Origin of the sequence: Aquiflexum sp., from assembly GCF_041751335.1 — a bacterium.
Lineage (GTDB): Bacteria > Bacteroidota > Bacteroidia > Cytophagales > Cyclobacteriaceae > Aquiflexum.
The window spans coordinates 1-13,659 of the sequence record NZ_JBGSXS010000326.1; the positions used below are offsets into that span (position 1 = coordinate 1).

Here is a 13,659-nt window from a genome sequence, read left to right on the forward strand (position 1 = left end):
ATCATCAGAAACAAGCTGTTGGCAAGGGTATTTGCAGTCATAACTAGAGATACTCCTTACGTGGATATTTACAAGTATGCCGCATAAGAAATGAAAAATTGCACTATTTCACTTGCTTTAATCTTAGAATACAGGGTGACGGCAGCTCCGGTTTATGTCATTGGTAGGTACGAGGAATCTCAAAAGGTTCTATTTATGTTCATATTTATCATTTTCTGTTCCTCAAGAGACCCTTTCTACCTCAGGGTGACGGCAGCTCAGTGATATAGTCTTTTGTTCCCTTTTGTTTCTTTTGTGGTTCAAACAATCACATCTTATCCCTAAAGAAAATTGCATTAAAAAACAGCTTATTGGTACCAAACCAGGTGCCACGGAAATTGGGGTTGTCGATGAAGTGGATGACCCTTCCCTGACCAACTGTAGAGACCATGACGCTGGCGCTTTGCTTTACTTTTTCAAGATTTGCTGGAGAAATGTAACCTCCCAACAATGGTTCAGAAGTATATTTTACGGGCGTGTTTGACGGATTTTTGGAAGGCTTGAAAAACAGCGTAGTATTTCTATAAACCGGGATTTCTGCATTTCTATAGCCAAAACCCAAGGGATGTGTTTTGTCCAATTTTGCCAAATATATACTTCCACCTATTGCCTGTGCCCCTGCAAAATCCCTTCTTGAGGCAAATGGGAGTGATTCAGGTGATTTCTTTTCCTCCATAGTCAGATACTCTTCCTCAACGATTCCTTGACTCTGTAACCATTGGCTACTCGTTCTAAGGGAAATCAAAGTTCCACCTCTCGACAGCCAATCCTTTAAATGAGTGACCTGCGCAGTAGACAGGGAAGAATAATTTCCTGATGGCAATATCAAAGTGTTGTAATCATATAAGTTGATTCTCCCAAATAAGCTGATATCTACTTTAGCCATAGGCATACCGACTTTGGTGTCCATCAGATGCCATATTTCACCCGCCTCATATTGTGAAGTTCCCTGACCGATCAACATCAATACCTTAGGCTGTTGAACAGCAGAGATATTATTACTCCCCAAATCTATCCCCTTAGCACTGAATCCGGTGGTGGTGGCATAGACATGTTGGCCCGATTCCTTGGCCGAAGACATCAATGCTGCTTTCAATTCCTCATGCGAGAGTTTCTGAAATGCGGTAGGAATAATTAATGAACCCGCAGGAAATTCCCTTGGTCCTTTATCGGTATTCGAACTAAATGGTAAAGAAGTAGTTTCCACATGTATTCCTGCTTTTTGGATATGATGAAGGAATTTTGGTGCATAATAATCCGTCCAGTCTACCAAGTAAGCCACGAATTTCCCATCTGTAGGAAAGTCCAAAATTTGAGTTGGTAAGGTTGAAACTTTGCTTCCTGAACCCACCGCAGTTTGAGTAGCATAAGGCATTCCATAAGCCAATGCCATGGTCCAAGAGGAGGCATCATAAAAGACTGAATCTGCAAATGTTGTGACCTTTTCAAACATGGACCTTACCATCCTGTATTGCGGTTGGGAGGTCGCAACTATCCAGGATTTCCCCTGCTTAAATGACTTTCCTCTCAAAGTTATATCAGACTCATTTTCAATTACTTTTATTTTATGATCTAAAAGTAACTTTAGAAATAACCTGTTTTTGGATTCATCAAATTCATCTCCGAAAACATAGGCTTTTGCACGGTCTCTACCAGCTTCGTTTACTCCTGTCTGGAAAAATTCCCGAAGGTAGCGGTGCATATAAACCCGTTCTTTTACTCCACCTTCCATGGTAGCAATCGAGGTTTTGAGTTGGTTTCTGATGGTAAATTGAAAAGTGATATCACCTCGTTGAGAGCTTTGGATATGCCCTCTGGAACTTCCTTGTTCAAATACCAATCCTAAGCCTCCTTGAATATCAGGATAGGTTGAACCATAGCCTGGATAGCTGTTGTCAAACACTTCTTTTGTCCAATACAAGCTTCCAATATCATCAAGCGCTTTTGCAAAATAAGTAGCAAACTTGCTGTTGATCTCCTCATAGTTTTTTCTTGGAACCACAGGGTTCTCGCTGCTGAATGGTTTGGTGGGTTCGAAGAAATAGGTACTGTTGGTACCCATTTCATGAAAATCCCCAACCACATTGGGATACCAAGTATGGTACCAAGCAATTTTGTTTTGCAATTCAACCTGTGCCAAAGGCAACCAATCTCTATTCAGGTCAAACCAGTAATGGTTTACCCTGCCACTCGGCCATATTTCATTGTGTTCCCGGTCAAGTGGATCAGCAACAGGAGGAAAGCCTTTATGCATATTGGCCCAATTGGTATGTCTGTCCCTACCATCGGGATTGATGGCTGGATCAATCAAAATCACTGCATTCTCTCTGATTTCTTTGGCCAGATCACTTTGGGAGGCCAATAGCCAATAGGCTGTCAAAATAGCTGCCTCACCTCCGGAAGGTTCGTTTCCATGCACACTATAAGCTAAGTTGATGATGGCTGGCATATTGGACACATCTGGCATGGGTTGATTGGGATCTGCCAATTTGATATGGTTTGTCCGGATGTTTTCAAGATTTTGGATGTTTTGATCCTTACTTATGATCAGCACAACCTGAGGTCTAAGTTGATTGGTATGACCTATGGTATGCAGTTCGGCCATGTCGGATGTTTCAGCTAATTTTTCAAAATAGCCAACTAATCGATCATACCGGGTATGCCATTCTCCAATATGGTATCCTAAATAAGAATAAGGGGAAGGGATTTCGGATGAAAAGGTTTCTCCGGGAAAGTAATAATCTTTTTGTGCTTTTACCGGAATAATTACCGAAACCAGCAGGATCAATAACAGTATATTTTTTTGCATTGGATTAATTTTTGAGGAATTTAACAGTATGGCAGCAGATGAAAAACCAAAAATCCATCAACGGCTTTTGAAAGCTTGGGAATTACTTTAATTTGGAGGGTCAATTAAAATTCAATCCAATAAACCTATGAAACAAATTATTAAAAATTCCCTTTTCGTTATTGCATTATTTGCAGCATTGCCGCTTTTAGCACAACAAAAAGATATCAAACTGCCACCGGAAGCCACTGAATTTTGGGAGCCTGTTCCAAAGAAAGTTACTCCCGGTGCACAAAATCATCAACCACCATCGGATGCCATTGTTCTTTTTGATGGCAATAACCTGAACAACTTTGTCAGCGACCGAACTGGTGGATTTCCTGAATGGAAAGTAGAGAATGGAGCTTTTACCGTCACCCCTCGAACAGGAGATATCCGTACCAAACAAGGGTTTGGTGATATGCAGTTGCACATTGAATGGACAGCACCGACTGTTATCAAAGGAGAAGGTCAGGGCAGGGGCAACTCAGGGATATTCCTGATGTCTCATTATGAATTGCAAGTTTTGGATTCCCATGAAAGCAGAACTTATTCCAATGGTCAGGCAGGAAGTATTTACAAGCAGCATCCACCTTTGGTCAATGCCATGAAAGCACCGGGAGAATGGAACACCTATGATGTCATCTTTACTGCCCCGAAATTCAATGCAGATGGGATGTTGGTTTCCCCTGCGAGAGTTACTGTGTTCCACAATGGAATTCTAGTCCAGAATAACATGGAGTTAAAAGGTCCTACCGAATATATCGGTATTCCAAACTACAAAGCCCATCCTGCTGAAATGCCCATTAAATTACAAGATCATGGCGATTTGGTAACTTACAGGAATATTTGGGTGAGGAAGCTTTAAATTGTTGGATGACAGGTGACCGATGACCGATGTTAGGTAATGAATAGACTTGGAGAACTATCAATAGAAGAAAGTTTGGGAAATCCTTAAATTTTAAACAGGCCCACATCGGTCATCGGACATCTTACTTACCTTTTCTTAGGAGGGTATAGTTGCGTTGGACAATTTTACGGAATTCTCCAGAAGTTAGTGAGAGCCTATACTACACTTAGGCAAGTTGATTTATATAATAAACAAGGGTAATGAATATATTACTGGGAATCTCTTTGATTTTAGGTTCTTTAATAATTTTTTCAATACAAATTAGGCAGACATACAAATACAAAGAGAGTTTCACTATTGGGGATGTAAAATTAACTTTTGCCGGATTATTTTCTTTTCTAGGTGGGTTATACCTTTTAATTAATTCTTTTTAATATTTATCGAAACTTGATATCCTAAAAGCCTCAGTGACATCAATAAATATCCTTTCCCCAAGAGATTCTTCACTTCGCATTGGGTTTGTTAAAAAAATTAGGTAGGAGTGGCTGGGTTCAGAATGACGGTGCCATCATCCTTTCTAACTAACCCTTCAATCTAAAATCATCAATCTACCTTCATCCCTTCATCCTTTATCCTTTCTACCTCACCCTTCAATCTAAAATCTAAAATCATCAATCTACCTTGACATTATCCCTCATCCTTTAAATCCCCTTCACTTTTCCCATCAACTCCTCATAAAAACTTCCACTGACAGGGACTTGTTTACCTCCTAAGGTAAGCTGGTGCCTTTCGATTTTTTGGATGTGTTGGGTATTGACTATAAAGGAACGGTGGGATTTGACAAAAGAGGAGGGAAGCAGCTTCTCGGTTTCGGAAAGGGTCATTCTGCTGAGGATTTTTTCATTGGGCAAGTGAAAACTAACATAGTTGCCATTGGCTTCACAAAACAACAGATCCTCGAAATTAACTTTGACTTGTTCGTATCCGGTTTTGATAAAAATAGAACCGATAGGCTGACCATTTTTGAGATCATTCCATTCTTGGGCTTTTTGACAGGCTTTCAGAAATCTGCTGAGATTAAATGGTTTCAATAAATAATCCACCGCATCCAATTCAAAACTCTTTACGGCATGTTCTGAATAGGCAGTGGTAAAGATGACCATAGTTTCCTTGGGAATCAGGGTTGCCAGTTCCATCCCCGATATATCCGGCATCTTAATATCCAAAAAAATCAAGTTGACCGGATTTTCCTTCAGGTACTCCAAAGCTTTGATGGCATCAGTAAAAGTCGATTTTAAATCCAAAAAAGGAATTTTAGCAGCATGGGATTTCACCACCTCCAAAGCCATTGGTTCATCGTCTATTGCTATTGAGGTTAACATCTTTTGGTATTGGATAATGGGTTTTTGAAAGTTGAAATATAGTTGAAATAAGGTTGAAATATAGTTGAAATAGATATTTATGGATATTATTTCCTAAATCAGTGGTGATTGTGGAATATTATATCGCCGAAGGCATAATATCTAATTATATCACGAAGTAAATATCAATTCAAAATTGATGGACAAAGTTTCTCAAATTAGCGGTGATTATAGGATTTTATATCGCCGAAGGCATATTTCTATTTATATCACGAAGTTTATATCATTTCAATATCACCGAAGGCAAATATCTATTAATATCGCGAAGCATATTTCTATGGAAGTATATCAATTGAAATTATAATTTAATGGATAAATGTACAAAATACTCCATCTCATTTTCCCTAATCACAAGCTCATGTTTTCCGGGATAAAGCAGGCTGAGACGCTGCCGGACATTTTCAAGACCTATGCCACTAGCTTTTCTTTCTGGATCATCATCATTGGACCGATGGATACTGTTGTTGACATCTAGGTGAACTGAACCTGCTAAGCATCTCAGACTGATTTTTACCCATGATTTCTTTTGGAGGCTAATGCCGTGCTTGAAGGCGTTTTCCACAAATGGGATCAACAACATGGGGGCGATTTCTCCTGAACAAGAATCTTCTCCCTTCGAAAAAACGATTTCAATGTTTTCCTGTTCTTTGATTCTCAGGAGTTGTAAATCCACGTAATTGACAAGATATTCCTTTTCCCGTTCCACTGGGATCTTATCCTGATTGTTTTCATGGAGCATAAACCGCATCATGTCCCCCAACTTTTGGACACCCTCGGAAGTCCGCTCAGCATTTTCCTGCAAGGCGGTGCCATAAAGGGTATTCAGCGCATTGAAAAGAAAATGGGGGTTAATCTGCGAGCGGAGAAATGAAAGATTTGCTGACCCTTGGTCAACTTTATAGGAAAGTGTGTTGATTTCAGAAAGCAGGCTATCGTATTTTTTGAAAAAGAGGTTGGATAAAGGGAACAACACAAGCATCAAAAACGCAATGGTTCCTACACCAAAAAGGAGTATTCGGGAATTATGATCTTCTACTGCCAATATGAAGAAAATGATTCCTACCAAAATCATCAATCCCCAATAATAGATCCTGGCTAGTTTTGTTTTGCCGATTTTATAGTTTCCATAGACCAGGAAAAAGTTATAAATGACCATTAGAACCAATGATGGCAAAACAATAGAATAGACTATTAATATTGCATGATGGGCAATTTTTTGATATTGGACAAGAAATATGAATACAAAGAAATATAGGGCTATTAACCTGGATACATTGAATAGCTGGAAATCCTTTGCTCTAGGCGGTAATAGAATCTGTTGAAAAATATACACCAATATGAGATATCCGATATAAATGGCGACTGAATTAAAATAAAAAGGCATAAAAAAGTCATGGGTTAATCCGGCATTCATGGAAAATGCCCCACATAGCATTATTGCCCCAAAAAATACCAAAACCGAAAAAAGGACAAGTTTCCAATTCTTTTGATTTTCTTGGTAATTGGGAATAATCCTTATATGCATCAGATAATATCCCAGATACATAATAATTGGAATAAAAGCTTTTGAAGCATAAATTGACATTTGCTTATTGGAAGGGTTAAATCCTAAAAACTGAGCATCTAGGACATTGACCAAAATGATGGCGAGAAACAAAAGTGTCATTAGCCACCATTCAATTTGCCTAAAAGGTAAAGGGGATTCTTTCATAGAGGTGTAAAGATTTAAAATTAAAGGAAATTTTGAGGATTAATTTTTTGAAATGTGAAATTCGGTAGCATCTAAAGCCTGATTTGATGCTTTATTGTTTTGACTGAAGTGCCAAATATGGTATATAAGGGCCAGGCCAATAAGCAGAAAATAACGTCTCTTGCTTTTCATTTATGGATTGCTTGATTTCCTCACAAGTATAGAGGAAGCGAAAAATTCAGACAAAAAAATGTGATGAATATAAAGAAATTAGGGGTGGAAAATCTCAATAGGCGATGTTCATCGTTTTAAGCTTGCTGTACAAGGTTTTTCTATGGATATTTAATTTTTGTGCAGCTTTGGTTTTATTGTATTTTACATCTTTGAGAACCTCTTTTATTTTTTCTGATTCTGCCATTAATGCCACTGATTTAAGATCTCTTTTTTGTTCACTATAGAATCTTTCCCCCATATGTATAGTGCTGTCAAGTATTTCGTGAACAATACTCATTGGTTGAAGAGACTTTTGGATTCTGTCTGGAAGGGATGCGGCAGTTATTTGATTATCCTTGTTGATAAAAAGGCAGGCTCTCCTGATGGCATTTTTAAGTTCACGGATATTCCCGGGCCAATGGTATGCTTGCAAGAGATCCATCGCTTCATCTGTAAATTTTGGAAGCTCCCGGATTCCAAGTTCCTTTGAAGTTTTCTCCAAGAAAAAATCAATAAATTGTAATAGGTCTTTTCCCCTCTCTTTCAATGTGGGGACTTTTAATACAAATTCACTTAACCTATAGAATAAGTCCTCTCTAAATCCCAAAGTTTCCGATTTAGCCAAAAGATCTTCATTAGTTGCCGATATTATGCGTACATCAATAGTGATTTCCTTCGTTCCCCCTACCTTCCTGATGACTTTTTCTTGTAATGCCCGCAATAGGGCCATTTGGATATCACTTGATAGGTTTGATATTTCGTCAAGGAAAACGGTGCCGCCATTAGCCATTTCGAAAAAACCTGTTTTGTGGGAAACCGCACCTGTAAAAGCACCTTTTTCATGCCCAAATAATTCACTTCCAGCCAATTCTTTTGAAAGGCATCCGCAATCGACCGCAATGAATGGCTTATTCCTTCTGTCACTGATTTGATGGATCAACCTTGCATAAGATTCTTTTCCTGTTCCTGTATCCCCCTCAATGATCACCGAATAATCGGTAGGGCCTACTTTATCCAAATTATACTGTACTTCTTTAGCTATTTTACTGTTTCCCACCAAGTATTCGGGTAGTTTATCAGCATGAGTTTTTTTATCAATATTTTTACTTGAAAATTTCTCTTTCTGTTTCTTAAAATGATCCCCCTCCAATACTTCCACTAATTCATCCGGATTGATAGGTTTGGACAAATAGCCCGAAGCTCCTTCTCTGATCATCTCCACTACATTTTTGAGATTAATCTGATTAGAAGTGAAAATAACAGCAGAATCAGGACTAACACCCTTGATCATTTCGAAAAATACATTTCCATCCGCATTTGGTAATCGATAATCACAGATGACAACATGAAAAAATGTCTCTTTCATTAATTGGATTGCATGTGGGGCCTGTGTACTTGTTTCTACTAGGTAACCGATTTTGGTTAGAAACTTCTTTAAAAGGTTGCAAAACGAAATCTGATTGTCAACAACAAGTATGTTTTTCATAGGATTGGCTGTTTAAATAATTAAATTGTTTTCGAAAAGAATACATTAAGCCGGTCATTAACATTATTGAGATTGACCAAACTCTATGCAAATACACTTTACTTCAAAAGTAGAAAGGAAAGCATGAAAAGATATTACAATAATATTCGATAAATTTATATAAATAAGATATTATTGGTTATTATATGTTACATTATGTAATTGAATGGTAACATTTTAAAAACAAAGCCCCACCTATAGTACTGCCATTTGATAAAAATTGATAAACTGTTCGTAGGTTCTATAAAATTTGTCCAATTAGCCTTATTGCTACGGAAAAACAATTATTGAGAACATTGAACTTTCTGCTTTATAGTTGTAATGTTAAGAAAACGATTCCTGCCAAAAATAATCATGGATAAAATTATCAAGGAAAAGCGAAGTTTATAAAAAGAAAAGTAAGCAGGAGAAGTCAGTAACAAAAGATGATTGAAATTTAGATAAAAAATATGGAGTCATCTTTTCTCCATTAAGCTCAAATTGCCTGTACCTCCGATGCTCGGTTTTTTATCTGAAGTTTCGCCGTTTTTGGACATTTTCCCCTTTAGGGCCAATTTTGCAGAATTGTAATTTTTATAGATGATAGATGGCAGTAATAGCTGGCTTTTCATAATATTAATTTTGACGTGGTATAAAGATGATTTTTTCAGAAAAAAATTACCTATCGGTTTTTTTATCTCTCCATTTAATTTCAAAAATCAAACCATTCCCACTATATTAAAAAGTGTCCCTTCAATAGTTTTTTGATTTTTAGCCTTTACCCTAGATCCATAGCAATTATACCTATTCAAAGGGAAAGTAAATTAAAATAATCGATGTTTTTCCAATGGACTTAAACTAACCCACAATGGGTAAATAATGTAACAGCTAAGCGGGTAATGGTAACCATTGGATAATTCGATTCACTTCCTCAAGGCTGTGAATTGGTCAATTTCGGTCTTTAGGTTGGTGGAATGAATTTTGGGTAACACCAATTATATCTAAAAACTAAAACTGATAAGATTATGAAAGATTATAATAAAGAAGGCCAAGTGGCCAAAGAAATTGAAAAGAAAACGGCTCAAATTCCATCTGATGTTTTTCTATGGTCATCGATTTCAGCAATGGCTGTTTCGTTGGGATTAAAAATAATGGGTAAGAAAAATACTGCCCTGTTTGTTGGACAGTGGGCTGCCCCATTTCTTTTATTTGGGGTTTACAACAAAATTGTGAAAACACAGGGATCAGACAAGGAGGATTAATCCAATAAGATCTTGCGGGATTAATCTTTATTTCCTGTGAGCATAGAAATACAGAAAGAGAATATTCGGAAAGGGAAAATGACGTCAATGAAAGAACCAATGGAAATCTTCACGATGAGGCCTTAAATCCCGGAAGTTAAATAGAAGCTGAAACAAATGATCCGGAGTTGGGCCAAAATACTAACCGGACCCGATTTATTCCCATCACGGTCTATAATGTCATCCGGAAAGATTCCTCATTAAGAGATCAAGAGATAATTGATTCCAGACCCTTTAAGAGAGAAAACAAAGTGTATTATGAGATGCACTTCAAACGTGATGGAAAAGTCACTACAGTCACATTCGATTTGGAAGGGAACCATAACGATGCCTACAATTAAAGTAAAATCCCTAAATTAAAATGTATTTTAAACCTTTAAAAATCAAAATTATGAGCGCTTTAAATGACAAATTCAAAGGAAATTGGAATCTGATCAAAGGTAAATTGAAACAAAAATACGGTGAACTTACCGATGATGATCTGACCTATGTGGAAGGAAAAGAGGATGAAATGTTGGGAAGAATCCAGAAAAAAACAGGACAGTCCAAAGACGAAGTCAAAAAATTCATTGACAATCTTTAATCAAAAAAGCCGGTCAGCCTTTAAAGATTGACCGGCTTTTTTTAATGAATTTTTTAAACGCCTCATACCACCATGACAAAGTTGTCCTTGTTCAAGGTGGAGTTAGTATATTGGTGATTGGTGGTTATGACTTTTAAAAGGACAGATTTTAAACTTTCAATGTTATTTGGTTTATTGATATATACATTGGCCCCGCCTACAAAACAATTCTCAATATCCTCATCCGACGAAGATGTAGAATATATGGCTATAGATAATCCAGTCAACTTTTTATGGGCACGAATTTCTGCGAGACACTGAATACCTCCCTTGCGGGGCATATTTAAATCCAGAAAAATCAAATCGGGAAATGAAGTTTCATGATTATTCAAATATTTCATCAATTCATCCCCATTTGCCACGAATTTTATTTCCGTATTTAGACCAAGCTGAGTTATAGCCTCCTCAAAAAACAGGCGATCGTCTTCATCATCCTCTGCCAATACAATATTGATTTTTTTCATATTTACCTCAAATCTTTATTTTATATCTCTTTTTTTTCAGAAACTTGAAAATTTCGTTTGGAAATTATTTTCTCAAATTGGGATGCGGTTAGGCCTGTCACTTTCTTAAATTGCCCAGATAAATGAGCGATACTACTATATTTTAATTTGTATGCGATTTCAGTAAGACTATATTCACCACTTAAAATCATAGTTTTTGCATTTTCTATCCTTTTAAGGATAATGTAAGACTGTATCGTGGTAAAGGTCATTTCAGAAAACAAATTGGAAGCATAGTTATAATTTATATTTAATTTATTCGAAATAAAAGTGGAGAGGTTGTAGTTATAATTTTCTTCAAAAAACAAAAATTCATCAATGGCATCTTTGATCTTTTGGATCATCTGTTGTTGTTGATTTGACTGAAAATAAACTCCGTATTCCAGTAAATTAAGTTTTAATTGATAATAAACCTCATCTCTAATTTCACCTAAAAGCTCAATCTGCCCTGTGTTGGCATAGGAAAATTTTATGCCCAACTTTTCCATTTCTTTTTCAATTACTTTTTTAACCAAAACAGGGGTGTGATAACCTAATACCAGTTTCATAGTATATGTCGTTTTTAAAAATTCAACTTAGTTTAAACTCCTAAATAAAATTTTATAATTTCATAGTATTAAAATCATTCCTGCTATTTATTCAAAACAAACAAATATTCTATTATTATTTCATTTTAAACGGTTGCAAAAGTATATTAATCTCCTTTGATGAAATATACAAATTTCTCAGATTTTTTTACATTAATTTTGTTATTTGAATATTGTAATCCATAACCATAAGTGGTATATATTCTGTAAAGACTTTAACCATGACCTGCATATAGTTCCTTGAAAATCAATATAATACAAAATAATTCTCAGTTTTGTTGAAATCAATTGAAAATATTTCTTCTAAGGCCTTAACTAGCGAATTGGTATTATTGGGCTTCTTGAGATATCCAGCAGCTCCATGTTCTTTTGCTTTGGCAATATCCTTCATATTACCTGAAGTACTCAGTATTATTACAGGTATATCAGAGTCCAATTTTTTTTCCCTAATCTTTCTGAGGCATTCGAATCCATTCATCAAAGGCATATTGAGGTCCAAAAAAATCCAGGATGGAGGCATTTTCATTGCTATTAATTTTTGCATGGCATCAGTTCCATTTTTGGCAATAACACATTCAGCCTTTGGATCAATAGCCTCTATTGCCCACCTAAAAAATAATTGATCATCAATGTCATCTTCAATCAATAAAATCCGCTTAGTAGTTTTCATCAGATCCTTTGTTTATCAAATAGATCAATTACTTTAAAAATAAAATCTACAACATGCTTACTTACAATGTATAAGTGCAGTTTGTCATCTTTCTATAAATAGCCAATTAATAACAGAATCTCAGTCTATACCGTGAATTTGTTAATAAGCCTTAATGATTTTCAAAAAAAACTAGGATCGATATTAATAAGGTGGAGAGGGGCTGTAGGTAATTTTCATAATAGTGCTGTTTAGAGGGGGTTTTAGTTGTTTAAAGGAAAAATTCTTTTTCCAATATCATATTCAAATATCTAAAAATTATTTTTAAATATTAATATTTCTTCTACATATTATTACTAAAGTATTACAACTTTTGGGATTCCAAAGTAAACCTTTAAAGTTTCAATTATTTAAAAGGCTTTTTTAACTTAACCTCTGTCCACAATTTTGGGGAGTATTGTATTTATATAGATAATTGGTTTAAATCACTATTAAAAGTAAAGTTTTGATATCTTCAATATTAATTGGATTGTAATATACACATTGGTACCGCCATCAAGGCAATTATTAGTTATCAGAAATAGTGATATTTCGTTTAGAAATGATTTTAAGAAAATGTGAAGCCGTTAAACCAGTTGTTTTTTTAAATTGATTGGATAAGTGTGACACACTACTGTAATTTAATTTATATGCAATTTCAGATAATTTATACTCGCCACTCAACATCATGTTTTTGGCACGTTCAATACGGGTACTGATGATGTGAGTTTGTAAGGTTGTTAAAGTGTATTCAGAAAATAAATTGGATAGATAGGTATAATTTAGATTCAATTTATCTGAAATATAATTTGACGGGTTGTATTTATAGTTATCATCATTATATACCAATTCATCAATGGCATCTTTGATCCTTTGAATCAGCTGTTGTTGATGATTTGACTGAACATATATACCATATTCCTGTAAATTAAGTTTTAAACTACCCAAGACCTCATCGTCAACTTCATCTAAAAACTCAACTTGTCCACTATTACAAAAGGCAAATTCAATTCCTAATTTTTCTATCTCTTTTTCAATGACTTTTTTCACTAGAATTTGTGTATGATAACTTAAAACCAGTTTCATAAGTAGTTATTTTTAGGTTAAAACATGCAGATAAACCACTGAGGTTAATTTTAAAATACCAATTTTCGTGGCAGTCTGCTTTATTCTCACATATCTTCAAAGATTTTGCCAATACGCGAAGGAGTGTAAATGTTGGAGTTTGAACCAAAATCTCTCTTCTTTAATGCGGAAAATTTCCACAAGTGTGTAAAAAATGGACAGTTTTAAAAAATATTTCTTTTATTATCAGGAAACTGAGATGTCCAAGTACATACCCACAGGAGACTTCCGACCTCGTGCCAATAGCTATCGGGATTCCAACCTGTCTATAGTAGTATATTGGGTTACT

13 protein-coding genes are annotated in these 13,659 nt (G+C 35.7%); 4 read left to right on the forward strand and 9 right to left on the reverse strand.

From position 1 onward, the window contains the following. Positions 1 to 307: 307 nt before the first annotated feature. Positions 308 to 2,848 carry a M14 family zinc carboxypeptidase gene (locus ACEW8U_RS18090; protein WP_373523462.1) on the reverse strand — a complete coding sequence of 847 codons (2,541 nt, stop codon included), beginning with the start codon at positions 2,846 to 2,848 and terminating at the stop codon, positions 308 to 310. A gap of 127 nt (positions 2,849 to 2,975) precedes the next feature. Here ACEW8U_RS18090 and ACEW8U_RS18095 point away from each other — a divergent pair, with 127 nt between their 5' ends. Continuing rightward, positions 2,976 to 3,734 (forward strand): DUF1080 domain-containing protein, encoded by a 759-nt coding sequence (locus tag ACEW8U_RS18095; RefSeq protein WP_373523463.1) that lies wholly within the window; start codon positions 2,976 to 2,978, stop codon positions 3,732 to 3,734. Between the two features lie 683 nt (positions 3,735 to 4,417). Here the strand turns inward: ACEW8U_RS18095 and ACEW8U_RS18100 are convergent. From ACEW8U_RS18100 to ACEW8U_RS18115, 4 genes are all read right to left on the reverse strand, one after another. Then, positions 4,418 to 5,098 carry a LytR/AlgR family response regulator transcription factor gene (locus ACEW8U_RS18100; RefSeq protein ID WP_373523464.1) on the reverse strand — a complete coding sequence of 227 codons (681 nt, stop codon included), beginning with the start codon at positions 5,096 to 5,098 and terminating at the stop codon, positions 4,418 to 4,420. A 337-nt stretch (positions 5,099 to 5,435) separates the two neighbouring features. Then, on the reverse strand, positions 5,436 to 6,848 hold the full coding sequence (locus ACEW8U_RS18105) for a sensor histidine kinase (RefSeq protein ID WP_373523465.1): 1,413 nt from the start codon (positions 6,846 to 6,848) through the stop codon (positions 5,436 to 5,438). A 265-nt stretch (positions 6,849 to 7,113) separates the two neighbouring features. Beyond that, positions 7,114 to 8,526, reverse strand: coding sequence for a sigma-54-dependent transcriptional regulator (locus ACEW8U_RS18110; protein ID WP_373523466.1), 1,413 nt, complete (start codon positions 8,524 to 8,526; stop codon positions 7,114 to 7,116). 494 nt (positions 8,527 to 9,020) lie between these two features. Then, positions 9,021 to 9,176: a hypothetical protein gene (locus tag ACEW8U_RS18115; RefSeq protein ID WP_373523467.1), complete on the reverse strand. Its 156-nt coding sequence runs from the start codon at positions 9,174 to 9,176 to the stop codon at positions 9,021 to 9,023. 393 nt (positions 9,177 to 9,569) lie between these two features. Between ACEW8U_RS18115 and ACEW8U_RS18120 the strand changes: the two genes are divergently transcribed. The 3 genes from ACEW8U_RS18120 to ACEW8U_RS18130 all read left to right on the forward strand — a co-directional run bounded on the left by ACEW8U_RS18120 (position 9,570) and on the right by ACEW8U_RS18130 (position 10,428). Beyond that, positions 9,570 to 9,806, forward strand: coding sequence for a hypothetical protein (locus ACEW8U_RS18120; protein ID WP_373523468.1), 237 nt, complete (start codon positions 9,570 to 9,572; stop codon positions 9,804 to 9,806). Between the two features lie 167 nt (positions 9,807 to 9,973). Then, positions 9,974 to 10,186, forward strand: coding sequence for a hypothetical protein (locus ACEW8U_RS18125; RefSeq protein WP_373523469.1), 213 nt, complete (start codon positions 9,974 to 9,976; stop codon positions 10,184 to 10,186). Positions 10,187 to 10,236: 50 nt separating this feature from the next. Next, positions 10,237 to 10,428: a CsbD family protein gene (locus tag ACEW8U_RS18130; protein WP_373523470.1), complete on the forward strand. Its 192-nt coding sequence runs from the start codon at positions 10,237 to 10,239 to the stop codon at positions 10,426 to 10,428. A 62-nt stretch (positions 10,429 to 10,490) separates the two neighbouring features. On the opposite strand, the gene ACEW8U_RS18135 is transcribed toward ACEW8U_RS18130, so the two are convergent. The 4 genes from ACEW8U_RS18135 to ACEW8U_RS18150 form a co-directional block, all read right to left on the reverse strand. Then, the gene (locus tag ACEW8U_RS18135; RefSeq protein ID WP_373523471.1) at positions 10,491 to 10,931 is read right to left on the reverse strand and encodes a response regulator; all 441 of its coding nucleotides are present in this window, start codon (positions 10,929 to 10,931) and stop codon (positions 10,491 to 10,493) included. Between the two features lie 20 nt (positions 10,932 to 10,951). Continuing rightward, complete coding sequence (locus tag ACEW8U_RS18140) at positions 10,952 to 11,485, reverse strand: helix-turn-helix domain-containing protein (protein WP_373523472.1); 534 nt, start codon at positions 11,483 to 11,485, stop codon at positions 10,952 to 10,954. Between the two features lie 319 nt (positions 11,486 to 11,804). Continuing rightward, positions 11,805 to 12,227: a response regulator gene (locus ACEW8U_RS18145; RefSeq protein ID WP_373523473.1), complete on the reverse strand. Its 423-nt coding sequence runs from the start codon at positions 12,225 to 12,227 to the stop codon at positions 11,805 to 11,807. Positions 12,228 to 12,773: 546 nt separating this feature from the next. After that, on the reverse strand, positions 12,774 to 13,331 hold the full coding sequence (locus ACEW8U_RS18150) for a helix-turn-helix domain-containing protein (RefSeq protein ID WP_373523474.1): 558 nt from the start codon (positions 13,329 to 13,331) through the stop codon (positions 12,774 to 12,776). Positions 13,332 to 13,659 lie beyond the last annotated feature (328 nt).